The organism is Noviherbaspirillum pedocola, from assembly GCF_016632335.1.
Classification (GTDB): domain Bacteria; phylum Pseudomonadota; class Gammaproteobacteria; order Burkholderiales; family Burkholderiaceae_D; genus Noviherbaspirillum_A; species Noviherbaspirillum_A pedocola.
This window is the reverse complement of record NZ_JAEPBG010000005.1, coordinates 26021-50627: the sequence shown is the minus strand read 5'-3', so window position 1 is coordinate 50627 and position 24607 is coordinate 26021. Positions and strand designations below refer to the sequence as shown.

General features: G+C 62.4%; 23 protein-coding genes. 15 read left to right on the top strand and 8 right to left on the bottom strand.

What is annotated here, in order from left to right:
- Window positions 1–92: 92 nt before the first annotated feature.
- Window positions 93–1508: a leucine-rich repeat domain-containing protein gene (locus tag JJB74_RS13360; protein ID WP_200592386.1), complete on the top strand. Its 1416-nt coding sequence runs from the start codon at window positions 93–95 to the stop codon at window positions 1506–1508.
- Here the strand turns inward: JJB74_RS13360 and JJB74_RS13355 are convergent.
- Complete coding sequence (locus JJB74_RS13355) at window positions 1505–1831, bottom strand: glycosyltransferase family 9 protein (RefSeq protein ID WP_200592385.1); 327 nt, start codon at window positions 1829–1831, stop codon at window positions 1505–1507. The genes JJB74_RS13360 and JJB74_RS13355 overlap by 4 nt on opposite strands.
- A 219-nt stretch (window positions 1832–2050) precedes the next feature.
- On the opposite strand from JJB74_RS13355, the gene JJB74_RS13350 reads away from it, so the two are divergent.
- Both JJB74_RS13350 and JJB74_RS13345 read left to right on the top strand, forming a co-directional pair.
- The gene (locus JJB74_RS13350) at window positions 2051–2227 is read left to right on the top strand and encodes a hypothetical protein (protein ID WP_200592384.1); all 177 of its coding nucleotides are present in this window, start codon (window positions 2051–2053) and stop codon (window positions 2225–2227) included.
- 45 nt (window positions 2228–2272) lie between these two features.
- Window positions 2273–3016: a leucine-rich repeat domain-containing protein gene (locus JJB74_RS13345; protein WP_200592383.1), complete on the top strand. Its 744-nt coding sequence runs from the start codon at window positions 2273–2275 to the stop codon at window positions 3014–3016.
- On the opposite strand, the gene JJB74_RS13340 is transcribed toward JJB74_RS13345, so the two are convergent.
- The 7 genes from JJB74_RS13340 to JJB74_RS13310 all read right to left on the bottom strand — a co-directional run bounded on the left by JJB74_RS13340 (window position 3010) and on the right by JJB74_RS13310 (window position 9363).
- Complete coding sequence (locus JJB74_RS13340; protein ID WP_200592382.1) at window positions 3010–4122, bottom strand: glycosyltransferase family 9 protein; 1113 nt, start codon at window positions 4120–4122, stop codon at window positions 3010–3012. The two genes, JJB74_RS13345 and JJB74_RS13340, sit on opposite strands and share 7 nt — an antisense overlap.
- Window positions 4119–4688, bottom strand: a complete 570-nt coding sequence (locus JJB74_RS13335) for a D-glycero-alpha-D-manno-heptose-1,7-bisphosphate 7-phosphatase (protein ID WP_200592381.1) — start codon at window positions 4686–4688, stop codon at window positions 4119–4121. The genes JJB74_RS13340 and JJB74_RS13335 overlap by 4 nt, the downstream gene beginning before the upstream one ends.
- Window positions 4689–4701: 13 nt before the next feature.
- On the bottom strand, window positions 4702–5463 hold the full coding sequence (locus tag JJB74_RS13330; RefSeq protein WP_200592380.1) for an SDR family oxidoreductase: 762 nt from the start codon (window positions 5461–5463) through the stop codon (window positions 4702–4704).
- Window positions 5451–6761 carry a glycosyltransferase gene (locus JJB74_RS13325; protein ID WP_234484166.1) on the bottom strand — a complete coding sequence of 437 codons (1311 nt, stop codon included), beginning with the start codon at window positions 6759–6761 and terminating at the stop codon, window positions 5451–5453. The genes JJB74_RS13330 and JJB74_RS13325 overlap by 13 nt, the downstream gene beginning before the upstream one ends.
- A gap of 39 nt (window positions 6762–6800) precedes the next feature.
- Entirely contained in the window at window positions 6801–7241 is a 441-nt protein-coding gene (locus JJB74_RS13320) for a hypothetical protein (protein WP_234484185.1), read from the bottom strand.
- Between the two features lie 102 nt (window positions 7242–7343).
- Window positions 7344–8309, bottom strand: coding sequence for a glycosyltransferase (locus JJB74_RS13315; RefSeq protein ID WP_200592378.1), 966 nt, complete (start codon window positions 8307–8309; stop codon window positions 7344–7346).
- Window positions 8310–8328: 19 nt separating this feature from the next.
- Entirely contained in the window at window positions 8329–9363 is a 1035-nt protein-coding gene (locus JJB74_RS13310) for a glycosyltransferase family 2 protein (RefSeq protein ID WP_200592377.1), read from the bottom strand.
- Between the two features lie 360 nt (window positions 9364–9723).
- Here JJB74_RS13310 and JJB74_RS13305 point away from each other — a divergent pair, with 360 nt between their 5' ends.
- The 12 genes from JJB74_RS13305 to JJB74_RS13250 all read left to right on the top strand — a co-directional run bounded on the left by JJB74_RS13305 (window position 9724) and on the right by JJB74_RS13250 (window position 24596).
- Window positions 9724–11466 (top strand): carbamoyltransferase family protein, encoded by a 1743-nt coding sequence (locus JJB74_RS13305; protein ID WP_200592376.1) that lies wholly within the window; start codon window positions 9724–9726, stop codon window positions 11464–11466.
- The gene (locus JJB74_RS13300; RefSeq protein ID WP_200592375.1) at window positions 11463–12536 is read left to right on the top strand and encodes a glycosyltransferase family 9 protein; all 1074 of its coding nucleotides are present in this window, start codon (window positions 11463–11465) and stop codon (window positions 12534–12536) included. Before JJB74_RS13305 ends, JJB74_RS13300 begins: the two co-directional genes overlap by 4 nt.
- Window positions 12537–12555: 19 nt before the next feature.
- On the top strand, window positions 12556–13608 hold the full coding sequence (locus JJB74_RS13295) for a UDP-glucuronic acid decarboxylase family protein (protein WP_200592374.1): 1053 nt from the start codon (window positions 12556–12558) through the stop codon (window positions 13606–13608).
- Window positions 13609–13621: 13 nt separating this feature from the next.
- On the top strand, window positions 13622–14203 hold the full coding sequence (locus JJB74_RS13290) for an ATP-dependent Clp protease proteolytic subunit (RefSeq protein WP_200592373.1): 582 nt from the start codon (window positions 13622–13624) through the stop codon (window positions 14201–14203).
- Window positions 14204–14620: 417 nt separating this feature from the next.
- Complete coding sequence (locus tag JJB74_RS13285; RefSeq protein WP_200592372.1) at window positions 14621–16624, top strand: PKD domain-containing protein; 2004 nt, start codon at window positions 14621–14623, stop codon at window positions 16622–16624.
- 318 nt (window positions 16625–16942) lie between these two features.
- The gene (locus JJB74_RS13280; protein ID WP_200592371.1) at window positions 16943–17512 is read left to right on the top strand and encodes a HupE/UreJ family protein; all 570 of its coding nucleotides are present in this window, start codon (window positions 16943–16945) and stop codon (window positions 17510–17512) included.
- Between the two features lie 461 nt (window positions 17513–17973).
- The gene (gene urtA / locus JJB74_RS13275) at window positions 17974–19227 is read left to right on the top strand and encodes an urea ABC transporter substrate-binding protein (protein ID WP_200592370.1); all 1254 of its coding nucleotides are present in this window, start codon (window positions 17974–17976) and stop codon (window positions 19225–19227) included.
- A 101-nt stretch (window positions 19228–19328) separates the two neighbouring features.
- Window positions 19329–20933 (top strand): urea ABC transporter permease subunit UrtB, encoded by a 1605-nt coding sequence (gene urtB / locus JJB74_RS13270; RefSeq protein WP_200592369.1) that lies wholly within the window; start codon window positions 19329–19331, stop codon window positions 20931–20933.
- Complete coding sequence (gene urtC, locus JJB74_RS13265) at window positions 20930–22015, top strand: urea ABC transporter permease subunit UrtC (protein WP_200592368.1); 1086 nt, start codon at window positions 20930–20932, stop codon at window positions 22013–22015. Before urtB ends, urtC begins: the two co-directional genes overlap by 4 nt.
- Before the next feature lie 5 nt (window positions 22016–22020).
- The gene (urtD, locus tag JJB74_RS13260; protein WP_200592676.1) at window positions 22021–22857 is read left to right on the top strand and encodes an urea ABC transporter ATP-binding protein UrtD; all 837 of its coding nucleotides are present in this window, start codon (window positions 22021–22023) and stop codon (window positions 22855–22857) included.
- A gap of 124 nt (window positions 22858–22981) precedes the next feature.
- Entirely contained in the window at window positions 22982–23680 is a 699-nt protein-coding gene (urtE, locus tag JJB74_RS13255) for an urea ABC transporter ATP-binding subunit UrtE (protein ID WP_200592367.1), read from the top strand.
- A gap of 7 nt (window positions 23681–23687) precedes the next feature.
- On the top strand, window positions 23688–24596 hold the full coding sequence (locus JJB74_RS13250) for an urease accessory protein UreD (protein WP_200592366.1): 909 nt from the start codon (window positions 23688–23690) through the stop codon (window positions 24594–24596).
- The last annotated feature ends 11 nt before the right edge of the window (window positions 24597–24607 follow it).

The window sequence follows — 24607 nt, the reverse complement described above, 5'->3', positions numbered from 1 at the left end:
TGGAGCGCCCTCGGCGACACGCCATTCCCGAACATTCGCGGCCCATACCAACATATTTTTTAACCTCGCAACAATCAGTCGGAGCCATTCTCATGGATCAAGCCAGCAGCCACGCCCATACGTGGAAATTAGAAAACACATTGGTGAATCCAATCGCATCTTTATCCTTCGTTGCGGTAAAGCCCATGGCAGGCGGACTGCTTCCTGCCGAAACCCAGCGGCAGCCCGAGAAATCATCGCCGCCTATCGTTCAGACTTACACAGGTGGCGGGAAAGATGGCGTAGACATGCGGCAAGCCCAACCGCAGACGGAAGCGCCGCCCAAGGCAACGCCTCCGGTTCTGACCACTCCCGGCGCAAAAGGCGAAGTCGGCGCAAGCGAACCAATAATCTGCGACCAACGCGAAGCGGATACCGGCCAGCTGCAACCGGACAGCAAAATTGTTTGTTATGACAGGAAGTCGGTCAAAGCGCTTCTCGGCTCGCTCGATCACGTGGGCCCCGGAGAAATCGAGCTGATCATAAGCTCGTGCAGCATCAGTACTGGGGAAATGGAACCGCTGGCAAAGGCCCTGAGCGAAGGAAAGATCGAGTTTGCCGAACTGGCGCTTGACATCAGCGCCCTGGATCAACGTGGCGTCGAAGTCCTTGTCGACTTGCTCAAGAAAAGTCCCTGCGTCCGTAGGCTTCACCTCATCAATCACAACAACTGTGGCTGGTCTGACCAGAGCTGGAAGCTTATTGCTGACGCGTTACCGGAAATTCGCAATTTGGAAGCGCTCGATATCCATTTCGGCTCTTCGTACGGAATCAACATAGAAAACCGTCAACCGCTCTATGCTGCAATCGCCAGCTGTAAAAGCCTGCGAACAGTCGAATTCTGGTCAGCGGGCATGAATTCCCCAGCATCGCGAACCTTGGCAGAAAGCCTGCGCGCGCACCCGGGCATCAAGGAGGTGATGCTTCCCGATGACGCATTGATCGCTGGCCATGATCACTCAGCATTGATCCAGGCAATCGCCTCTCATCCCGGCATTGAACAGGCCGAGCTCAGCGGCGCACTCAGGCAAGACGATATGGAAGCATTGATGCAAAAGCTGGAAACCAATACCGTCCTGAAAAGTTTGAGACTGGATCGCATCTCATTGGCCAGCAACGACGACAGGTTTGCGCAGGCCACACAAGCGATGCTGCGACATAACCATACCCTTGTGGAGCTGCATGTATCGAGCCACCAGATGACCGACGCGAGTGTCCAGATACTCGCCAATGCGCTTGCGCAAAACCTGAGCCTGCGCAAATTCGGTCTGACGGCTCCCTTGAGTTACGCCAAGCCTACAGAAAAGAGCGTCTACGCGATGATCCATATGCTGGACAGCAACACTGCGATACGGGAAATCGACATCGACTTCTACAACAAGAACACGAGCGGCAACTGGCATATGGCAGTTGCGTCCCATCCCGCCAAGCGGGAACTGCACGACAAACTCGCCAATAAGCGCATCTAGCAATTGCCGCGTAGATCAGCGCCAGGCTTGCGTAGCTGTGCACCCAACGCATCCACCACTCTGCCCGGTTTCACCTTGACCAACCAATCGTGATGCCCTTCGGGGCACATGCTCGTGTAGCAGTTGCGACAGAGCGCCTCGTGATGCAGCATGCGCGACACCACGCGCCACGGCGTGTGCTGCAGATTGGTGTGCGCATACAAGTCCCCCAGCGGCGTGCCGATCGCAGCAGCCATGTGGACCGGATCGGTGCTGTTGGCCAGCGCGGCGCTTGAAGGGTGGGTCAGCGCCGACTCAGCCCAGCGGGAAAGCGTTAACCGCATCGATATGGTGTTGGCGCGTCTTCAGGCGTCCATGCTTATTTCCCGAATCCATGCGCTTGGACGTAAGCGCATCCGTCGCAAGGCTGTACAGGAGAGTGCATTGAATGCTTGTGCTCCCGCCACCCGCCTGGTCATAAGCATGGCCGCGACCGCTCCTGCTGCGGCATGAACCATTCACAGCTTCGTCATTAAGGCAAAACACTGCGAATTGACGAAGACATGCAAATGCTGGCAGCGGCATTGATCGTCACGGGAGCCAATGTCTCTGAAATGAAGATCAGTGCAAGCGAGCTTGGCAAGGCCGGGTTCGACGCGCTTTCCAGGCTGATCGACAGTAACTCAGGACCGCATGCGCTGGATATCCTTGATCTCAGCGATGAAAGCGAAAGGCCATGACAATCTCTGGCGAATGCTTTGGCACGGAACACGACCCTCGCGAGCTTGACCATTTATTTCAGCCCTGTATGTCGTGACTTGAATGCGCGCACGTCCATCTACCAGGCTCTGGCATCCAACGAAGGACTGCGGAAGGTCACATTCGCTTCAACCCATATGGACGCAGAAGCATCGGGCATCCTGGCCAAAAGCCTGCGAGCGAATCCACGTATCGAGAGCCTCAATCTACGCGGGACGGCCTTTCAAAAGAAAGAGGGGCACGCTTCGCTGATGAATGAAATCGCATCGCATGCCGGGCTTGCAGAAGTATGTGTGGAGTCGGGGCTGTCGCAGGGCGATTTGTCCTTGCTGATGAGGGGTCTGGAGAACAACAAAGTATTGAAAATGCTGACCGTGTATTTCAGCGATCTCAGTGGACGAAAGCATGACGCAGAATTTGTGAAGGCGACCCACGAAATGCTTTTGAATAACGATACGCTGCAGGAACTGTCTCTCCCCAAGCCCATGTTGTCCGCCGCTGGTGGCTATTCGCTTTCGAAAGGACTAGAGAAAAACCGGGGCCTGCTAAAGCTGCATATCGGTGCAAGCTTGCGTGATCCGAGCGAACTTGCCAACCAAAACGCCTTCAATTACATGCTGGACATGCTGGACAGTAATACGACGATCCAGGACATCGACATCGACCTCTCAGCTGAGAACAAAGCCGGCTGCTGGGAACTCGACGAGGATGAAGCAACTTTAAGGCAGCAGATGCGCGAGAAGCTGGAAAGAAACCGTTCCCATCAATAGGCCCGGGATCCGCGCGGTGGTGAAGGCGTCACTTCCTGCAGCTCAGGCAACGCAATCAGTTCGCGTACCGCATCCACCACTCTGCCCGGCGACACTTTTGCCAGGCAATTGTGATGCCCTTCGGGGCACACGCTCTTATAGCAGTTGCGACACGGCACTTCGTGATACAGCACGCGCGACTCCACTCGCCACGGCGTGTGCTGCAGATTGGTCTGCGCATACAGGTCTACCAGCGGCGTGCCGATTGCGGCAGCCATGTGCGCCGGCCCAGTGTTATTGGCGACCATGACATTAGCCAAGCGGATCAAGCCGCCGAGCTGGCCTAGCGTTGCCTGGCCAGCGAGGCTTTGCGTAGGCACGCCGCATTCTGCGCGGATGCCATCGATCAGCTCTGCTTCGCCAGCACCGCCGCTGAATACGACCGGCAAGCCCAACTCGCCAACGATGCGCCTTGCCGCCGTAGCCCAGTGCGCTGGCGGATAGCGGCGCGAGGCCGCGCTTGCGCCCGGATGCATCAGCACCCAGGCTTGACCATCCTCGATACCCAGCAGCGCCAATTGACGCCGCGCCCATTCGGACTCTTCCGGGCGCACCGTGAAGGACATGCGCTCGTCGGCGGCTGTGCAGCCTATCGCGGCGACCAGGTCGAGCTGCCTGCGCACCTCGTGCCGCACTGTCTGCTGCGGTTCGGTCTCGGGTATCCAGTCCGACAGCAGCCGATACGGGTTCTCGCGGCAATGCGCAATACGCAGCGGTATGCCCGCCAGATAACACAGCATCGCCGCCGGCAGCGCGCTCTGGCTGTAGGTAGTAAAGATCACCGCGCCGTCAAAGGCGCGTTCCTGCAACCGCTCGACCATCGCGATATCGATGCCGATGTCATGTGGCCCGCCATGCTTCATCCAGGGCGCGGCATACGGGATCACCTCATCGATTTCCGGCACATGCGGCGCCACCGCCGCGCCGCCGCCAGAACCGAGCAGCGTAATCCGCCTCCCCGGCACGCTTTGCTTCAGCGCGCGCAGCGCCGGCGTGCACATCAGCACGTCGCCGAGATAATCGAGCCGCACGCACAACAGATTGCGCGCCTCGTTCCACGCGCTCATGCGCACCTCCGGCCCTGCGTGCAAATCGCCTGCGCAGCGACCAGCAGATTCGGCGCAATCACATCCGCACGGCGCAACGGCGACATCAGCCATTCGGTTTCATTGCCATTGTCGATCAGCGCCGCGGCGCAGCCGGCACGGTGGCCGGCTTCCACGTCATTCAGAATGTCGCCAATCATCCATGAGCGCGACAGAGCGATGCCATGCTCGCTTGCCGCGCGCAGGAGCATACCCGGCTGCGGCTTGCGGCAATCGCAGTCATGCGCGTAAGACGGCACGACTCCTTCCGGATGATGCGGGCACCAGTACACGCCATCGATGACAACCCGCCAAGGCGCAAGCAGCGTCTCGATGCGGCGCCATACGCCTTCCAGCGCCGCCTCGTCGAACAGGCCGCGCGCCACGCCCGACTGATTGCTGACGATGAACAGGCGATAGCCCGCATCGCGCAGCAGAGACAGCGCTTCGCCGGCATGCGCGGCAAGCGTGATGCGGTCCGGATCGACGTTGTAAGGCACATCGTCGATCAGGGTGCCATCCTTATCCAGAAACACCGCTGCCGTCATGCCCTGACCCCGATTACGGCCATGAAGTCTCCCGCATCGGCAGCACCATGATCTCGGACACGACGGTTTCCTTCGGCAGCAGCAGCACCGACTTGATCGCCTGCGCGACGTTGGTCGGCTCCTGCAGCGTGGCCACATCGATGTCGGGGAAGCGGTCGAGCAGGAAGGGCGTGCGCATGCCGCCGGCAATCACCGCGGTCACGCGTATGCCCATGGGGCGCAGCTCGGCATGCATCGCATGAGACAGGCCAAGCAGGCCCCATTTGCTGGCATGGTAGGCCGAGGCGTTCGGCCAGGCGCGCTTGGCCGCGGTCGACGCGATATTGATGATGTGGCCGTTGCCGTTCTTCTTCATTTCCTCGGATGCGTATTTCGCCAGCAGGAACGGACCGTTGAGATTGGTGTTGATCACGCGCAGCCAGTCCTCGGGCTTCAGTTCCGCCATCGGCAGCGTGATGTCGGTGCCGGCATTGTTGATCAGCACATCGATCCTGCCAAAGCGGCGCACTATGTCGCCGATCGCGTTTTCCGCTGCCTGCGCATCGCCGACATCCAGGGCGATCGCATGCGCGGCGCCGCCCTCCTCCTTCAATGCCGCCACCGTGGTCTCGGCGCGGTCCTGGTGCAGGTCCGCCACGACGACTTGCGCGCCCGATGCGCACAGCACGCGGCTCAAGGCGGCGCCCAGGCCGCTGGCGCCGCCGGTGACAAGAATCACTTGCCCCGAAAGGCTCGCATCGCGCGTGATTTCCGGGCTTGATTTCAATTGGTCCATTGGATTTCCCTTGGTTGCAAAATCGTTGCGGCAGTCGGCCGTTGCTGTCTCGTTCGTTTCTGCGCGCCGACCTGGTCGAGCGCGTTTTCATACACCGCCGCAATACGCGTGGCCACGCCTTGCCAGGTGTAATTGCGGTTCGCGCGCAGCATGCCCTGCCGCCCCATGCGCCGCGCATGCTCGGGCGCGTTGCGCAATAGCGCCAGGCGCTGCGCCACCGCGTCCGGATCATTCGGCGGCACCAGGTAGCCGGTGACGCCATCGACCACGGTGTCCTTGATGCCGCCGACCTCCGCGCCGATGACCGGGGTGCCGCAAGCCATGGCTTCCACCGGCGTGATGCCGAAGGGCTCATACCAGGGCGTAGTGACGAAGGCATCGGCTGCGCTGTAGTAATAGCGCAGCTGTTCGCGCGGCTGGCGACCGGCGAATACCACCTGCTGCGCGATATCAAGCTCATTGCACAAGGCCGTGAGGCGACGCAGTTCCGGCGAGGCCGACACGGTATTGCCGGCCGCATCGCTGCCGACGATCAACAGCCGCGCGCGGATGCCGAAGTGCGAGCGCAAGCGCGCCACGCTGGCAATAACGTTATCCACGCCTTTTCGCGCCACCATGCGGCCAAGCTGCAGCACCACGAATTCATCGCGCTCGATGCCCAGGCGCGCCCGCGCGCTGCTGCGCACCGGCCACAGCTCGGCCGGGTCGTAACCGCAGGGCACGATGTCGATGTGGCGCGGCGGCGCGCCGTACAGGCGTTCCATGTCCTGGCGGTCCTGCGGACATTCGGCGATGATGCGCGCCGCCTCCTTCATCAGGACGGCTTCGATATTCATGCGTTCGGCCGGGAAGCCGTCGGCGCTGCCCTGGTGCATGCGCCGCACCAGGCCTAGCGCATGGAAGGTAATCACGTACGGCGTGCCCAGCGCGGACTTCATGCGACGCGCCGCCATGCCGGACATGAAGAAGTTCGCATGCGCAAGGTCATAGGGCTGCATCTGCGCGCGCGCGAAATCAACCATGTAGTCGCCGAACTCGTCCATGCAGTCGAGCATCGCTTCCTTGGGCAGGTATTGCGCCGGTCCGGCCGGCACATGCACCACCCTCACGCCGGGACGCCAATGCACTACCTCCTCCTGCGCGGCATCGTCGCGCCGCGTGAACACGTCCACATGCAGGCCGAGCCGCGCCAGACCGCAGGCAAGCTGCGCGACATAGACATTCTGTCCGCCGCTATCGATGCTGCCCGGCTCGGCCAGGGGCGAGGCATGCTCGCTGATCAGGGCTATTCTGCGCATCTTCACTTCCTCCACGACCGATTCATTGAAGGCGGCGCATCAGCGCGCATCCAGAAACAATCCCTGTTCACGAGCACGGGCCGCGCCGCGCTTGGCCAGCGCCTTCAGGCACATCGCCACCGCGCCGGCGAAGGCTTCGTCGAACCAGGGGTGCGCGCCGCTGGCGGCCACCGTAATGCCGTCCACCACCACCGAGCCCCACAGCACGGTGTCGCCCTGCTCGAGCAGCCAGGGCTTCAACTCCTGCACCTGGTGCGCATCCATGCCGTACTTCCATGCGACCTTGGCTTTGGCCACGGCAAAGGCGCGATAGTCCGCATCCCATTTGCTGCGATCGCCAACCGAGTATTCATGGAGGATCGCTTCATCGAAGCTTGAATCGGCGGGCGTCTTGCGCGGGTCCATCACCACCAGGTACAGAAAGCCGCTTTCGCCGACGCGGCCGCTGTCCATGGCGTTGGTAATCATCGGCAGGCACATCTGCACCGCTTCCGCGGCGGCTGCCTCATCGAGGAAAAAGCTCTTGTTTGCTGCTGCCAATTGCATCTCCTTCTTTCTCGTATAACGAATGCGTTGTCAGGCCTATGCGACTGCGGCTGATCTGGTCGCGGTGACTTCGGCAAAGACGCGCTGCCAGTCACGCACGAAGCGCTCGATGCCGAAGCGCTCGCGCGCGTACGCGCGGGCATGCTGTCCCATGCGCCGCGCCAGTTCCGGTTCGCGCAGCAGTTCTTGCATATGCGCGATCAGTGCGTCGACATCGGTGCCGGCATAGCCGGTGCGGCCGTTCTCGATCACGGTGGCCATCTCGGTGGTGGCCACCGCCACGACCGGCATGCCGATCAGCATGGCCTCGATCACCGCCAGCCCCAGGCTGGTGTAGCGGATCGGGTTGAACAGAAAGCGGTAGCGCGCCGAAAACGCCGACAGTTCGCCATGCAGCACTTCGCCCAGGCCGCCCATTTCCTCGGCGCCCATGCCGACCAGGTCGATGGGCAGGCGTTCGCGCGCGCGCAGGAAGACATCGCCGCCGAGCCTGCGCCCGCGCCGCGCCAGGTGATTCACCACCGTGAGACCGCGCTCGAGGCTGCCGTCGTACTGCACGCTTTCCGGCACCCGCACGCCATGCTCGACCACGCGTACCGGCGTTCTGCCGTTGTTCCACATCAGCGCGTTGAAATGGGTGCAGTGCACCAGCAGCATGTCGGGGTCGTCGACCGGATGCGGCATGTCGGTCGGATGCTCGCGCGGCGTGTCGTGCTCGAGATAGATGCGCGGCAAGCGGCGTTGCGCTTCGGTCAGAAATTCAAACTGGTCCTTCAGGTACTGGTCGTCGTCCTGGAACAGGATGCAATCGAACTCGGTCTTGGCCGCGTCTTCGACCGGCAGATCGATCACGTTGTCGCCCCATGGCATATGGCCGCAGCGGCCGCCGTAGCCGGCCGGGCGGCCGGGCTTGGACAGCACGTAAAAGCGATGCGGCACCTGCGTCAGGTAATACAGATAGCTGCCGTGGGTATGCCAGGTAAGAATATTCAGTGGTCGCATGCGGTCCCTTGTCGGCGGGTCAGAAGAAGCGGACCTTGAAGCGCAGCGCGCCGACCATGCGCCAGTACACTGCAATCGGCGGTATCACCGCTGAGGTCAGCGCCATCTCGGCCACATGCGAGGGCGACATCGTCGTGCCGCGGATGCGCTGCAGAAAAAAGCGCGCCGTCATGCCCAGCCATACCAGGCCGGCCGTCGTGGCCACGTTGCGGTGCCCGGTGGCCGCGCCCGCCGCGCCCGTAGCCAGCGAGGCGGCGATCAGGTAATAGTCCCAGCGCGGCGTAGCGCGTATGCGCTGGCGGTACAGCTTCGGATGCTTCTTGTAGAGCAAGGCATCGAACAGGATTTTCTTTTGCTGAAAGACGGAAACGCCCCAGCGCGCCGGCCGCACCGGATGCTCGACAACGGCGCCGGGCGCGCTGCGTATCGTCGCGCCGGCGTTGAGCAGGCGGAAATGCACATCACTGTCCTCGCGCCACGCATAGCGGAAGCGCTCATCGAAACCATCCAGCGCCTGCAGCACTGCCTTGCGGCAGAAGCAGTTTGCAGTGACGAACTCGGCCGTCTCGAGGTGACTCGCGTCGCGCTCGTAATCGGTGGGCACATCGGGCAGCGGCATCACCACGCGCCCGCGCAGCACATCGACATCCGGCTCGAAAGCAGCCAGGCCGCCGGCAAGCCAGTCCGGCGCCGGCACGGTGTCGTCATCGGTGAAGGCGATGATGGATGCGCGCGCCGCCTGCCAGCCGCGATTGCGCGCGGCGGCGGGCCCATGCGGCCCGTGGTTGGCGATATAGACGATGCGTTGCGGCTGGCTTGTCATCCATCCTTCAACGATTTCCCGCGTGGCATCGCTGGGACCGTCATCGACAATCAGGATTTCGTAGTCCGCGGTATCGAGGCTTTGCGCGACCAGTGCGCCGAGGCAGCGGTTCAACAGGTCGGCGCGGCCAACGGTCGGCACGACAACCGATACGCTGGGCGTCCCTGCAGCTTCGTACGCAGAGAGGGGGATCAGATCCGGATCATTGATGCTTGCGGTCAAGGTATCCATGGCACTCGGTTTCGCATAGGTCGGAATCCTTCAGCAAAACCTGTTCCAAGGGGTGACGTTCCAACGAGCGCGCACGGCAACACTTGTCCAGACAAGAGTAGAAGCGCCGCAAGGCACTTGATCCGATGCGGCATGTCAACTTTCTTAAAAATCAATTGCAACAATTACCCTTACATTCTTTACATTCACCTGTAGTTCTTACCGGCCGCGACCCTGCGGGTATCAACCCGACGGTACCGATGCAATACAGTCGCGGCGCGCCTTTGCATGCTCGGCTTCCTTCACAGGAAGCGCTGGTATGTCGCTTGCTAATTCCCTTGTTCAACCGGCGCGTCCGGTTAACTCGTGAAGGAGGCAGGTGTGTATACCTTGGGAATCAATGCTGCATTTCATGACTGTTCCGCGAGCCTGGTAAAAGACGGCGTTGTCATCGCCGCTGCGGAAGAAGAACGTTTCACCCGGGTCAAGCATGGCAAGCGACCGGTGCCGTTCACGGTCTGGCAGCTGCCCTTCAATGCAATCGACTATTGTCTGAAGGAGGCCGGCATCACGCTGGCCGATGTGCAGCATGTGGCATATTCCTATGACCCGCGCATACAGCTTGGCGAGCACGCCAAGAACGCGACCATCACGCTGCCTCTCGAGCCAAGCCTTAACCCGAGCGATGAATGGCTATCGCCTTGGGATCCGCTGTCGCTGTCCTATATCGTCAATGCGCCGCGCCAGCTGGCTTCGGGCGCGCCGCATCATCTGCAGAAGCGCTTTGCCGGCGTGCGCTTCGACGGTCCCTTCCAATGGCATTTCGTCGAACATCATCTCGCGCATGAGGCAAGCACTTTCCTGGCCGCGCCCTTCGAGACCTGCGCGGTATTGGCCATGGATGGCCGCGGCGAGCGCGCCACCACCAGCTATGGCGTATGGCGCGACGGCGCCTATGAGCGCATCAAACAGGTCAACCTGCCGCATTCGCTTGGTCTCTTGTATGAAGCCGTGACCGATCATCTCGGCTTCCTGCGCTCTTCGGACGAATACAAGGTGATGGCGCTGGCCTCCTTCGGCCAGCCGCGCTTTGCCGATGCGCTGCGCGCCATCGTGCGCTATCGCGGCGATGGCGATTACACCGTCGAGAACGCGCGCTGGGAAGATGTGTTCGGCCCGCGGCGCGAGCGCGGATCGGCCTTTGAAGAAGTGCACATGGACATCGCGCGTTCATTGCAACTGGTGCTCGAGGAAACCGTGATGCAGATGGCGCAATGGCTGCATGAGAAAACCGGCGCCGAGAACCTGGCGCTGGCCGGCGGCGTGGCGCTGAACTGCGTGATGAATGCCATCCTGCGCGACAAGGGACCCTTCAAGCGCGTGTGGGTGCAGCCGGCTTCGGGGGATTCGGGCACGTCGCTGGGCGCGGCGCTGTGGATCGATCTGCAGCAGCGCGGCGGCAAGCGGGCCTGGCAGATGGAACATGTCTTTCTTGGTCCTTCGTACTCCGATGACGAGATAGAGGAATTCCTCAAGATGGCGAAGCTGCCGTATCGCCGCATGAGCAACGTGGCTGAAGAGACCGCGGCGATCCTCGCGCAGAACAAGGTGATCGGCTGGTTTCAGGGCCGCATGGAATTCGGTCCGCGCTCGCTCGGCGCGCGCTCGATCCTGGCCTCGCCGGTGGATCCCGGCATGCAGGCCAAGCTCAATGGCATCAAGGACCGCGAAGACTTCCGCCCGGTCGCGCCCGTGGTGCTGGAGCAGGAAGTCGGCAACTGGTTCGTCAATGGCGACGTATCGCCTTTTATGGTGTTCGTGTATGACGTGATTCCCGAGAAGGCCGCGCAGATACCGGCGGTGCGCCATGTCGATGGCACGGCGCGTGTGCAGACGATACGGCGCGACCAGAACGCGCCCTATCACGATCTGCTGCAAGCTTTCCAGCGCCTGACCGGCGTGCCGGTGCTGGTCAACACCTCGTTCAATACCCGCGGCGAGCCCATCGTCTGCACGCCGCGCGATGCGGTCGAATCTTTCCTCACCACCCCGCTGGATGCGCTGGCGATCGGCTCCTTCCTGCTGGAAAAGCCATCGATCACCGTCGGCGGGAAGACGGCATGAGCGAGGCCGCGCGGCTGGACTTCGGCAGGCTTGAACGCATCGCGGTCTTTCGCGCGCTCCAGCTAGGCGATCTGCTGGTCACGGTGCCGGCATTGCGCGCGCTGCGCATGGCCGCGCCGCGAGCCGAGATCACGCTGGTCGGCCTGCCCTGGGCGCGCGGCTTTGCACAGCGCTACGCGCATCTCATCGACGGCTTCCTCGAATTCCCCGGCTTTCCGGGACTACCCGAGACCGAGCCGCGGCTCGATGCGCTGCCCGACTTCTATCGCGCCGCGCAAGGCAAACGCTTCGACCTCGCGCTGCAGATGCATGGCAGCGGCGCGCTCACCAATCCGCTGATGGTGGCCATGGGCGCGCGGCGCAATGCCGGCTATATGCCATCCGGCGGCTGGCAGCCGGACGCTGGCTCCTTTCTCGATTGGCGCAGCGACGAGCATGAAGTCTTGCGCTATCTGCGCCTGCTGGAAGCGCTGGGCGCGCCGCCGCAAGGGCAGCATCTTGAGTTTCCGATTACCGCTGAAGACCGCGCGCACCTGTCGCGCGACGTGCCCGAATTGCCAGCGCCGCTTGGCTACGTCTGCGTGCATCCCGGTGCGCGGCTGCCGTCGCGGCGCTGGCCGGTGCAGCGCTTTGCCGAGGTGGCGGATGCGCTCGCCGCCGATGGCTGGCGCATCGTGCTCACCGGGTCCGGTGATGAGAAGCCGCTGGTGGCCGAGGTCGCGGCGGCGATGCACGCGCCAGCAATCGATACCTCCGGCCGCACCAGTCTTGGCGGACTGGCCGCGATGATCGCCGGCGCGCGCCTCCTGGTGTCGAACGACACCGGCGTGTCGCATGTGGCAGCGGCGGTGGGCACGCAGAGCGTGGTGGTTTCCAGCGGTGCTGACGCCAGGCGCTGGGCGCCGCTCGATGCCGCCAAGCACCGGATGCTATGGGCCGATGTGCCCTGTCGCCCGTGCGCTCATGTGGTTTGCCCGATCGGGCATCCGTGCGCCCTTGGCGTCACGGTCAACGCGGTGCTGGAACAGGTCAATTCGCTGTGCCAGCTTCAAGGGGCGACAGCCGCCTGACGAGAAGGAGGAGAAACACATGAAGGAACTGCATTGCAAGCGCATCCTGATCACCGGCGGCGCCGGCTTCCTCGGCTCGCACCTGTGCGAGACCCTGCTCGATGCCGGACACGATGTGCTGTGCGTCGACAATTTCTATACCGGCTCCAAGCTCAACATTGCGCACCTGCTGTCGCATCCGCATTTCGAGCTGCTGCGGCATGACGTGACCTTTCCGCTGTATGTGGAAGTCGATCAGATCTACAACTTCGCCTGCCCCGCGTCGCCGGTGCATTACCAGCACGACCCGGTGCAGACCACCAAGACCAGCGTGCATGGCGCGATCAACATGCTGGGCCTGGCCAAGCGGGTCAAGGCGCGCATCCTGCAGGCTTCCACCAGCGAAGTCTATGGCGATCCGGAGATCCATCCGCAGACCGAGGATTACTGGGGCCATGTGAACCCGATCGGCCCGCGCTCCTGCTATGACGAAGGCAAGCGCTGCGCGGAAACGCTGTTCATGGATTACCGGCGTCAGCACGGCATGCCGGTGAAGATCGCGCGGATCTTCAACACGTATGGTCCGCGCATGCATCCGAACGATGGACGGGTGGTGTCGAACTTCATCATGCAGGCGCTGGCCAATGAGCCGATCACGATCTACGGCGATGGCCGGCAGACGCGCTCGTTCTGCTATGTCGACGACCTGGTGGAGGGCATCGTGCGTCTGATGGCAACGCCTGATGACTTCACCGGCCCGGTCAACCTCGGCAACCCGGTCGAATGCACGATGCTCGAGCTGGCCGAACTCGTGACCGAGCTTACCGGATCGACCGCGGGCCTGCGCTTCATGCCTATCCCGGCGGACGACCCGGTGCGGCGCCGGCCGGACATCTCGCCAGCGCGGCAGTACCTGGGCTGGGAACCGAAGGTGGCCCTGGCCGATGGCCTGCAGAGAACGATACGGTACTTCCGCGATCTGATGGCCATGATGGGCCGCGATGGCCAGTTCCCTGCCGCAAGTCCGCTGGAGGCGACGCAATCGGATGCGCTCGCGCCGGCCACACCGACGCAGGCGGCGCAAACCCTTTGAGGAGGAAAGGCGGATGCAGCAAGAGCGCGACGATGCACGCGGTGAGGCACGCAATGAAGGACGCGAAGCCTGGTTCACCCTGTCCGGCGATGTCAACGATTCGATGGTGCGGCGGGTATTCGATGCCACTGCGCAGATGATGTCCGAAGGCATCACCACCGCGCACCTGCTGCTGCATTCGCATGGCGGCTACATCAGCGACGGCATCTGCCTGTACAACTTCCTGTCGGCTTCGCCGGTACGCTTCGTGATGTACAACGCCGGCGTGGTGGCATCGATCGCGGTCACGGTGTTTCTTGCGGGACGCGAACGCTATGCGTCCGAGACCGCGCGCTTCATGTTGCACCGCTCGCATGCGTCGCCACCGTCGGGCATCGGCGCGGAGGAATTGCAGATCGTCGTCGAAGGCCTGCGCGCCGACGACGCGCGCACCGAGTCCATCATGCGCCGCTTCCTGCGGCTGTCGCCCGAACAGCTCGCGGTGCACAGGCATGACGATCTGCACCTGACCGCGCGCGATGCGGTTGGGGTCGGGTTGATACAGGAAGTGCGCGATTTCTCGCCGGCGGCGGGGGCGCGGTTGGTCAATATCTGAAGCTTTCCTTGCGCGCCGGCCGCGGCCACTCCCATGGGCCGCACGCGCGCATTTCCTCTGGTTGATCCCCTCGCATGCACGGCATCGCGCCGAGTCGGCACACGTTCGGACATGCGGTTTCCGTAAAGAATGTTCGTATATCGCCATAAATACCGTTTGTAGAACGTCGAAAGCAACCTATAGTAAATGCGGTGTGCGCTTGATACGGGGGTTTGCCGCGCGGCCGTTGCTTTGGGGCGCGGCATGACGTGGCTTCGCGCTCTCGTGTTGTCCTGACCCGATCAGTCAGCATGGAGAACGACGGCAAGGCACACACGAGCCAGCCACTTCGTTTCGCACTGCCTGCATGCGCGTGGGGCGCTGCAAGGCGAACTGCGCTGCTAAACCACGCAAGCGGCTAACAAGGGAGAACCGGTGATGCGAACGACTACAAACAGATTCCAGGGCCTACAGCGTTGGGCGGCGATGATCGCTGCTGTCATCTTGTCTGCGGCTTGCGGCGGTGAAGGCGGCACGCCAACAAGCAGCGGCACGCCGGCAACCAAGCAGTTGGCGGCAGCCACCGTGGCCTCCACTGTAGCTTCGTCCTATTCCGTGAGGAATCTGCCGACAGGATTCAACATGGATCGCCCAGAACGGTCACTGAATGACAACGGGCAGGTTTGTGGTTACCTGCTTAACCCGGTGACGGGAATCCTGCGCGCAATCATTTATGAGGACGGCAACATCCGTAACCTAAGCAAGCCGGATGATCAGAGCAGCTGGATTCCGCAGGCCATCAATGCCAATGGATGGGTAACCGGACTGGTCCGGTCTCCAACAGCGGGGACGAGCTTCTTTATCTACGATCGAGTTGGGACATACGATTTAGGAAAAACTGGCGAACGTAGCGCTCAATCAATTGCAATCAATGACGAAGGCCTCATTGCAGGCACTCGAAATCTTCTCAATGGTGATACCGACTCATTCGTGTACGACTTCAACAATGACATCTTCGCCAACTTTGGCATGCCTCCGGGTGCAAAAAGTATGTTCGCCAAAAGCATGAACAACCTTGGTCAAGTCACTGGCTACTATGTGGACCAGAACTCCTCAGTTTTTGGATTCGTGTACACAGAAGATAAAACCGTCCGGATTACTGAAACTGCACCGCAGCAGAGAGTATCTCCCATTGCCATCAATGACCGGGCACAGGTCGCCGGCCAATTTTTCAACGGCACTGCGGATCATGCATTCCGATATGAGAACGAGCAGATGGTAGATCTTGGCGCATTGGAAGACGCAACTAACAGTTCAACTGCTATCGATATCAACATCAAGGGGGAAGTAATAGGTTCCTCAGAAAATCGCAGTCATCAGACACTTGCGTTCATGCATGATGGCATAACAATGCGAGCTATCGGGACCCTGGGCGGCGACGCTACCGTTCCCAGATCGATCAATGCAGGCAGTCTGGTAGTCGGACAGTCACTTATTTCGAAGGACACGACACATGCTTTCGTCTGGTCGCCCATCGACGGCAAGAGCATCGACCTGAATAGACTGATCCCCACTAACCTGGGCATCGAACTTTCTTCCGCAGCCGCTATTTCAAATAGCGGCACCATACTCGCTAACAGCAATATTGGCTGGGTACTGCTGTATCCGAATGCAGCGTCCAACAGCCCATCAACGCTCGGCCCCATCCTCGCCAACGATCCGGCGCCCATCGGCTCGCAAATTAACGCCAGCATGAAATTTAGTGACACGGATAGTGCCGACACCCACACCGCCTCCTGGTCCTGGGGCGATGGCAGTACCAGCGTAGGCAATGTGACCGAGCCCAGCGCAAGCGTGGCGGGCAGTATCGCCGCCAGCCACGTCTACACCACCCCCGGCGTCTACAACATCACTGTCACCGTCACCGACAGCGGTGGCAAGAGCAGCAGCGTCGGCGGCCAGGTCGTGGTCTATGACCCCAACGGTGGCTTCGTCGCCGGCGGCGGATGGATCAATTCGCCCGTCGGCGCCTACCAGGCCGATCCGACCATGGGTGGCCGCGCCACCTTCGGCTTCACCTCCAAGTACCTTAAGGGCGCCACCAAGCCCAGCGGTCAGACCGAGTTCCAGTTCCAGAGCGCGAACCTGAACTTTCATAGCACCGACTACGACTGGCTGGTGGTTGGCGGCGCGCGCGCCCAGTACAAGGGCACCGGCACCATCAATGGCAGCGGCAGTTACAAGTTCCTGCTCACCGCCGTCGATGGCGACCTGATCGGTAAAGGCACGCCGGACCGCCTGCGCATGCGCATCTGGCATTACAACGAAGAGACCAAGACCGAGATGCTCGATTACGACAACCAGCTCGATAGCGGCACTGAGGGTGGCAATCTCGAAGGCACCGCCATTGGCGGCGGCAGCATCAGTATCAAGACGAAGTGATGCAGCACCGAGCCGGCATGGTTTTCCCAAAGTAAGGCCGGTCAGGCTTGACATGTCCATCCCTGCCCAATGCGGGGATGGAATTCCACATAGTTGAGCCTCAAGGAGAGTGAATGGGACATGTCGACAAGCGCGCTGTGCCCATCCTCAAACTTGAACGACGCCATCCCACCCCTTCCCCGGCATGCTCCTTGCTGAAGCACCCATGCTGTCTGCAAAGCTAATGGCTGCGCTGTCTGCTTCGACAATCGTCGATGGCGAGACGGACAGTGAAGCAAAATCCCTCTTCTCCCAACCGGATCATTTGGAGCACCCTACATGCATCGATACCGAGTACCCGTCCTGCTCATCGCAACGGCACTGTGCGCACCCGCCTTTGCACACCCCGGCCATGGCGATTCTCTCGCCCTCGGCCTGCTGCACCCGCTGAGCGGCATTGATCATTTACTTGCAATGCTTGGCGTCGGCATCTGGGCCTCGATGCAGGCGGGGCGTACGCGCTGGCTGATTCCCGCGAGCTTCCTTGCCCTGATGATCGTCGGCGCATGGATAGGCGTTGCGGGGTATGCGCCATTGGTGACCGAGCTCGGTGTCGCCGCTTCGGTCGCCGCGATCGGCATGCTGAACTTCCGCTCGGTGCGCGTGGCGCCGGTCGTGGCAATGCTGCTGGCCGGTGGCTTTGCGGTTTTCCATGGTTTTGCGCATGGGAGCGAGATGTCAGTGACGGGGGCGTTGCCGTTTGGCGCCGGCTTCCTGCTCAGCAGCGCGGCACTGCAGCTCACAGGCTTTTGGGCCGGCATGCTGACGCGACGCAATGGCCGCATCGCAGCCATGGGTGGAGCGGCTATCGCGGCATGCGGCGCGCTGTTGATGATGCAGACTCTCTGATACGGCTTCCGGACGTGCTCGCCTTTCGCGGAGCGAGCGCGTGGATATGGCCTACTGGCAGCGCATGCTGCGCCCACGCGGGATCCACATACGGAGCGCGCACACTTCACGTTTCATTCACACGAGTGTGCATTCGATGTGCCGCGTGGGCTGTGCCCACCCTACATTTCACGGCATAGGGTAGGAACATGGATTGCGCGCGAGCGCCCCCATCACCTCCCATCTCCCGCCACCCATCTCTCATTTCTACCTCTGCGCCCGCTTTCGTTTCTCGGCCCGAGCGCTGCGCGAAGGCGGTGCAAACATTCCCGACCGAGGTGCATGGTCGAAATGATCATGCCAAATCCGCACCAAATTCACACACCCACTCTCCATTTCGGCTCACGCGAGCGTGGCACGCATCCTGCTCAAGCATGAGCGCGATCAAACGCACAACCCCATTCCACTACAAGGAGCCAACGATGTTGCGCAGAACACTGATAAAAGCGTCCATAGCAAGCGCATTCGCGCTGACCGCGGGAGGCTTGTCCATGCAGGTCATGGCGGCGGACACCATCAAGGTCGGCATCCTGCACTCGCTGTCGGGCACCATGGCCATCTCGGAGACTTCGCTCAAGGACGTCGCGCTGATGACCATCGAAGAGATCAACGCCAAGGGCGGCGTGATGGGCAAGAAGCTCGAGCCTGTCGTCGTCGATCCGGCGTCGAACTGGCCGCTGTTCGCGGAGAAGGCGCGCCAGCTGGTGTCGCAGGACAAGGTGGCCGTGGTCTTCGGCTGCTGGACCTCGGTGTCGCGCAAGTCGGTGCTTCCGGTCTTCAAGGAAACCAACAGCCTGCTGTTCTACCCGGTGCAGTATGAAGGCGAAGAGCTGGAGAAGAACGTGTTCTACACCGGCGCCGCGCCGAACCAGCAGGCCATCCCGGCCGTGGAATACCTGATGTCCAAGGACGGCGGCGGCGCCAAGCGCTTCGTGCTGCTCGGCACCGACTACGTCTATCCGCGCACCACCAACAAGATCCTGCGCGCCTTCCTGCATTCCAAGGGCGTGAAGGACAGCGACATCGACGAGGTCTATACGCCCTTCGGCCATTCGGATTACCAGACCATCGTCGCCAACATCAAGAAGTTCGCCGCCGGCGGCAAGACCGCCGTCATCTCCACCATCAACGGCGACTCCAACGTGCCGTTCTACAAGGAGCTGGGCAACGCCGGCCTGAAGGCGACCGACGTGCCCGTGGTGGCGTTCTCGGTCGGTGAAGAGGAACTGCGCGGCGTCGACACCAAGCCGCTGGTGGGCCACCTCGCCGCATGGAACTACTTCGAGTCGGTGAAGAACCCGGTCAACACCTCCTTCATCAAGGCCTACAAGGACTACGCGAAGGCCAAGAACCTGCCCAACGCCGACACCGTGGTCACCAACGACCCGATGGAAGCCACCTACGTCGGCATCCACATGTGGGCGCAGGCGGTGGAGAAGGCCAAGTCCACCGATACCGACAAGGTCATCGCGGCCATGGGCGGCCAGACCTTCAAGGCGCCGTCCGGCTTCACGCTGACCATGGACAAGACCAACCACCACCTGCACAAGCCGGTGATGATTGGCGAGATCCGCCCGGACGGTCAGTTCAACGTGGTGTGGAAGACCAAGGGCCCGATCCGCGCGCAACCGTGGAGCCCATACATCCCGGGCAATGAAAGCAAGCAAAGCATGTAAAGCCTTGCATGGCCGCCGGCGCCTGCTGGCGGCCTCTTCGGGATGCCTGTGCCTATACGCATCCCGAACCGAATTCCTGAAGTAATACCTGGAGACACTGCATGAAACGCATGATGCGCATGCTGCTAGCGCTGCTGCTCGCAAGCATGGCCTACGCCAGCCATGCCGCGATCGATGGCGCGCTGATCAAGCCGCTGGCCGGCGACGACCCGGATGCGCGCATCGCCGCGGTCAATGCGATCGCCGCCAGCGCTGATGAAGAGGCACTGAAGCTGCTCAAGGCCCTGGCCGAAGGCAATCTGCTTGCCACGCCCGATGGCGATGTGCTGCTAATGGATGGCGACAAGACCATCGATGCGGCCAGCGGCAAAACGGTGGAAGCCCCCGAAGGCAGCGATGCCATCGTCGTCAACAACCGGCTGCGCGCCGCGATCGATGCCGCCCTGTCGGGCCTCGATCTGCTTTCCTCCTCTCGCGACAAGCGCCTGGCCGCCGCGCGCGCATTGCAGCGCGATGTGCAGCCCGAATCGGGCCCGCTGATCGACAAGGCGCTGGCGCGTGAAACCGATGCCGAGATCAAGGCCGTGCTGAAGGGCGCGCAGGCGCGCGCGCATCTGGTCTCGAGCGATGCACGCGAACGTGAAGCCGCGGTCATTGCGCTGGCCGACAGCGCCGATGCCTCCCTGAAGCCGGCGCTTGCCCATCTGCTGGACAAGACCGCCGATGGCGCCTATGTCGAGCCCGATGAGAAAGTGCGCATCGCCGCTGCGCGCACCCTGGCGTCCATCGAGTCGCAGCAGTCGCGCACCGAATTCGTCGGCAACCTGTTCTATGGCATTTCGCTGGGCAGCGTGCTGCTGCTTGCCGCGCTCGGCCTGGCCATCACCTTCGGCCTGATGGGCGTGATCAACATGGCGCATGGCGAACTGCTGATGCTCGGCGCCTACGCCACCTACAGTTGCCAGCTGCTGTTCCGCAAGTTCCTGCCTGCGCATGCCGACTGGTACCTGGTCGCCGCGGTGCCGGCTGGATTCATCGTGGCCGCCGTGATCGGCATGCTGCTCGAGCGCACCGTGATCCGCTGGTTGTATGGCCGGCCGCTCGAAACCCTGCTGGCTACCTGGGGCATCAGCCTGGTACTGATGCAGGCGGTGCGCTCGCTCTTTGGCGCGCAGAACGTCGAGGTTGCCAATCCGTCATGGATGTCCGGCGGTGTCACGGTGTTGGGCTCGCTGGTGCTGTCATATAACCGGCTCGTCATCATCGCCTTCGCCATCTTCGTCGTCGTGGCGGTGTGGATGATCCTGAATAAAACACGGCTGGGCCTGTTCCTGCGCGCCGTGACGCAGAACCGCCGCATGGCCGATTGCGTCGGCGTGGCCACCGGCCGCATCGACATGCTGACCTTCGGCCTGGGCTCGGGCATCGCCGGCCTGGGCGGCGTCGCGCTATCGCAGCTCGGCAATGTCGGCCCGGACCTGGGCCAAGGCTACATCGTCGATTCCTTCATGGTGGTGGTGCTGGGTGGCGTGGGCCAGCTCGCCGGCACCATCATCGCCGCGCTGGGTCTGGGCGAAGCCAACAAGTTCCTCGAACCCTTCGCCGGCGCGGTGCTGGCCAAGATCGCGATCCTGGTCTTCATCATCATGTTCATCCAGAAGCGGCCGCAGGGTCTGTTCGCATTGAAAGGCAGGAGCGTGGAATGAATGCATCACTGTTTTCCCGGCCGGCCTGGGCCGGCATCCTGGTCTGCGCGGCGGTGCTGGCATGCCTGCCGGTGCTGTATCTGGCCACACCGGAGACGAGCGCGCTGCACGTATCTGCCTACACCGTGACGCTGCTCGGCAAATTCATGTGCTATGCGCTGGCCGCGCTCGCGCTCGACCTGGTCTGGGGTTATACCGGCATCCTGTCGCTCGGCCACGGCGTGTTCTTCGCGCTCGGCGGCTATGCGCACGGCATGTACCTGATGCGCGCCATCGGCCGCGACGGCGTGTATGGCAGCACCCTTCCCGACTTCATGGTCTTCCTCGACTGGAAACACTACCCGTGGTACTGGAGCTTCACCGACCATTTCTGGTATGCGATGGCATTGGTGGTGCTGGTGCCCGGCGCGCTTGCCTTCGCCTTCGGCTTCTTCGCGTTCCGCTCGCGCATCAAGGGCGTGTACTTCTCCATCATCACGCAGGCAATGACCTTCGCCTGCATGCTGCTGTTCTTCCGCAATGACACCGGCTTTGGCGGCAACAATGGCTTTACCGACTTCAAGCGGGTGCTCGGCTACAGCATTACCGCACCGTCGACCAAGGCCGTGCTCTACCTGCTTACGCTGGCCAGTCTTCTCGGCGCGCTGCTGCTGTGCCGCTGGATCACGCAATCCAAGCTCGGCCGCGTGCTGCAGGCGGTGCGTGACTCGGAAGCGCGGCTGATGTTCATCGGCTACGACCCGCTCTGGTTCAAGCTCTTCGTCTGGACGCTGTCGGCGGTGCTGTGCGCCATCGCCGGAGCGCTGTATGTGCCGCAGGTCGGCATCATCAATCCTTCCGAGATGAGTCCGGCCAACTCGATCGAGATGGTGGTCTGGGCCGCGGTCGGCGGGCGCGGCACGCTGCTCGGCCCCATCCTTGGCGCATTCTCGGTCAACGGGCTGAAGAGCTGGTTCACCGCTGCGTTTCCGGACCTGTGGCTGTATGCGCTGGGCGCGATTTTCATCATCGTCACGCTGTTCCTGCCGCGCGGCCTGCTCGGCCTGGCGGCGCGTCTGCGCGCCACGGAGGAAAAGGCATGAACGACATGGCAAAGACCGCGCTGCATGATCTCGGCGCTGACAGCGGCGAAGCGCGCCAGCCATATGGCCGCATCAAGCCCGAGGGCGTGGACACGAGCCACGGCGCAATTCTTTATCTCGAGGACATCACGGTCAGCTTCGATGGCTTTCGCGCATTGAACAAGCTGTCGCTGGATATTTCCGATGGCGAGCTGCGCTGCATCATCGGCCCCAACGGCGCCGGCAAGACCACGATGATGGATGTCATCACCGGCAAGACGCGGCCCGATTCCGGCACTGCCTATTTCGGACAGACGCTGGATCTGACGCGCATGTCGGAGGTGCAGATCGCCCATGCCGGCATCGGCCGCAAGTTCCAGCGCCCGACAGTGTTCGAGCAACACACGGTTTTCGAGAACCTCGAGATGGCGATGAAGATGGACAAGCGCGTGCGACCCACGCTGTTCTTCCGCATCAGCGGCGAGCAGCGCGACCGCATCCGCGAAGTCCTGGCGCTGATCCGGCTCGAAGGTCATGAGCGCCGGCTGGCCGGGCTGCTGTCGCACGGACAGAAGCAGTGGCTGGAGATCGGCATGCTGCTGATGCAGGAGCCGCGGCTGTTGCTGCTCGATGAGCCCGTGGCCGGCATGTCGGACGCGGAGACCGAGCGCACCGCGGAATTGCTCGACGATTTGCGCGGCAAGCATTCGATCGTCGTCGTCGAACACGACATGGCCTTCGTCAACCATATCGCGCGCGGCGGCAAGGTCACCGTGCTGCATGAAGGCTCGGTCCTGGCCCAGGGCAGCATGCGCGAGGTGCAGGCGGATGAACGGGTGATCGAAGTGTATCTCGGCAGGTAAAGCAAAACGACTCGTAGGTTGGGCTGCCAAGCCCAACATGACGGACCGCGGATGACCGACGGCCGTGTTGGGCTTGGCAGCCCAACCTACGCAGGACCTGTCGCAATGAACGGAACGAAAAACCATGCTCGAAGCGAAAAACCTCAACCAATATTACGGCTCGTCCCACACCTTGCGCGGCGTGTCCCTGCGCCTGGAAAAAGGCCGCTGCCTTGCGCTGCTCGGCCGTAACGGCGTGGGCAAGACCACGCTGCTCAAGTGCCTGATGGGCGTGCTGCCGGTCGCTTCGGGCACGGTTGCGCTGGATGGCCGCGAAGTCACCACGATGAAGCCGCATCAGCGCGCCGCGCTCGGCATGGCTTATGTGCCGCAGGGCCGTGAAATCTTTCCGCGCCTCAGCGTCGATGAAAATCTGATGATGGGCCTGGCCGCGAAATCCCCTGGTGCCGGACGCGCGGCGCGCGAGCGCATGCTCGAGACCTTTCCGGTGCTCAAGACCATGCTGCACCGGCGCGGCGGCGATCTGTCCGGCGGCCAGCAGCAGCAACTGGCGATCGCGCGGGCGCTGGTGTCCGAGCCGAAGCTGATCATTCTCGACGAGCCGACCGAAGGCATACAGCCGTCCATCATCAAGGACATCGCCGGCGTCATCAAATCGCTGCGCGAGCGCGGCGATATCGCGATCCTGCTGTGCGAGCAGTACTTCGACTTCGCGCATGAACTTGCCGACGACTTCATGGTGCTCTCACGCGGCGAGACCGTGGCCGCCGGCACGCGCGAGGACATGGATTCCGAGCACGTGAGGCGACACCTCGCGGTATAGTGCCGGCATGAAGCATCCATCCGCACTGCACACAGCCTCTGCCCCGGCAAACGCTCCAGTTTCAATAGCCATTCCCGATGCCGCATCCAGCGCATGGCAGGCGTCGCTGCGCCTGGGCTTCGCGCGCAGCCATGGCGCGAGCCGTCTCGTCGAACGCAGTCATGTCGGCCCGCTGCGCTTCCAGAAGCCGCTGTATCCGGAAGGCCCCGAGGTATGCCATGGCATCGTGGTGCATCCGCCAGGAGGCGTAGTCGGCGGCGACCAACTGAGCATCACCGCCTCGGTCGCGCAGGATGCGGCCGCGCTGCTGACCACGCCCGGCGCGGCGAAGTGGTATCGCGCCAATGGCCGCACCTCGCGCCAGCGCGTCGACCTCGAAGTCGCTGCCGGCGCCTCGCTGGAATGGCTGCCGCAGGAAACCATCTTCTTCGACGATGCCTGCGTCGATCTCGATTGCTCGGTGGATCTGGCGAGCGACGCCAATTACATCGGCCTGGAGATCCTGTGCTTCGGCCGCACCGCGTCAGGCGAGCGCTACACGCGCGGCCGCGTGCGCCAGGAAACCCGCATCCGGCGCGGCGGCAAGCTGCTCTGGCATGAGCGCGGCGTGCTCGAAGGCGGATCGGCAGCGATGACCAGTCCGCTCGGCATGGCCGGCAAGACCGTGTGTGCCACGCTCGTTGCCTGCGGACGCGTGTTGCCCGCATCGCTACTGGCCGAGCTGCGTGAAGACATGGCTGCACATGCCGGCGAGAACGCCTGGTTCGGCGCCACGCAAATGAAATCGGTGCTGGTGGCGCGCTATCTGGGCGATGCCAGCGAAACCGCGCGCATGCTGATGACGCGCTGCTGGATGCGCATTCGTCCCGCGCTGATCCAGCGCGAAGCCTGCGTGCCGCGCATCTGGAACACCTGAATACCTGAACA

Excerpts from the sequence above, each read along its gene's own strand:
- JJB74_RS13360 (WP_200592386.1), top strand. The coding sequence starts at position 93 with ATGGATCAAGCCAGCAGCCACGCCCATACGTGGAAATTAGAAAACACA.
- JJB74_RS13355 (WP_200592385.1), bottom strand. The coding sequence starts at position 1,831 with ATGCGGTTAACGCTTTCCCGCTGGGCTGAGTCGGCGCTGACCCACCCT.
- JJB74_RS13350 (WP_200592384.1), top strand. The coding sequence starts at position 2,051 with ATGCAAATGCTGGCAGCGGCATTGATCGTCACGGGAGCCAATGTCTCT.
- JJB74_RS13340 (WP_200592382.1), bottom strand. The coding sequence starts at position 4,122 with ATGAGCGCGTGGAACGAGGCGCGCAATCTGTTGTGCGTGCGGCTCGAT.
- JJB74_RS13335 (WP_200592381.1), bottom strand. The coding sequence starts at position 4,688 with ATGACGGCAGCGGTGTTTCTGGATAAGGATGGCACCCTGATCGACGAT.
- JJB74_RS13330 (WP_200592380.1), bottom strand. The coding sequence starts at position 5,463 with ATGGACCAATTGAAATCAAGCCCGGAAATCACGCGCGATGCGAGCCTT.
- JJB74_RS13325 (WP_234484166.1), bottom strand. The coding sequence starts at position 6,761 with ATGCGCAGAATAGCCCTGATCAGCGAGCATGCCTCGCCCCTGGCCGAG.
- JJB74_RS13320 (WP_234484185.1), bottom strand. The coding sequence starts at position 7,241 with ATGTGCCTGCCGATGATTACCAACGCCATGGACAGCGGCCGCGTCGGC.
- JJB74_RS13315 (WP_200592378.1), bottom strand. The coding sequence starts at position 8,309 with ATGCGACCACTGAATATTCTTACCTGGCATACCCACGGCAGCTATCTG.
- JJB74_RS13310 (WP_200592377.1), bottom strand. The coding sequence starts at position 9,363 with ATGGATACCTTGACCGCAAGCATCAATGATCCGGATCTGATCCCCCTC.
- JJB74_RS13300 (WP_200592375.1), top strand. The coding sequence starts at position 11,463 with ATGAGCGAGGCCGCGCGGCTGGACTTCGGCAGGCTTGAACGCATCGCG.
- JJB74_RS13295 (WP_200592374.1), top strand. The coding sequence starts at position 12,556 with ATGAAGGAACTGCATTGCAAGCGCATCCTGATCACCGGCGGCGCCGGC.
- JJB74_RS13290 (WP_200592373.1), top strand. The coding sequence starts at position 13,622 with ATGCAGCAAGAGCGCGACGATGCACGCGGTGAGGCACGCAATGAAGGA.
- JJB74_RS13285 (WP_200592372.1), top strand. The coding sequence starts at position 14,621 with ATGCGAACGACTACAAACAGATTCCAGGGCCTACAGCGTTGGGCGGCG.
- JJB74_RS13280 (WP_200592371.1), top strand. The coding sequence starts at position 16,943 with ATGCATCGATACCGAGTACCCGTCCTGCTCATCGCAACGGCACTGTGC.
- urtA (WP_200592370.1), top strand. The coding sequence starts at position 17,974 with ATGTTGCGCAGAACACTGATAAAAGCGTCCATAGCAAGCGCATTCGCG.
- urtB (WP_200592369.1), top strand. The coding sequence starts at position 19,329 with ATGAAACGCATGATGCGCATGCTGCTAGCGCTGCTGCTCGCAAGCATG.
- urtC (WP_200592368.1), top strand. The coding sequence starts at position 20,930 with ATGAATGCATCACTGTTTTCCCGGCCGGCCTGGGCCGGCATCCTGGTC.
- urtD (WP_200592676.1), top strand. The coding sequence starts at position 22,021 with ATGGCAAAGACCGCGCTGCATGATCTCGGCGCTGACAGCGGCGAAGCG.
- urtE (WP_200592367.1), top strand. The coding sequence starts at position 22,982 with ATGCTCGAAGCGAAAAACCTCAACCAATATTACGGCTCGTCCCACACC.
- JJB74_RS13250 (WP_200592366.1), top strand. The coding sequence starts at position 23,688 with ATGAAGCATCCATCCGCACTGCACACAGCCTCTGCCCCGGCAAACGCT.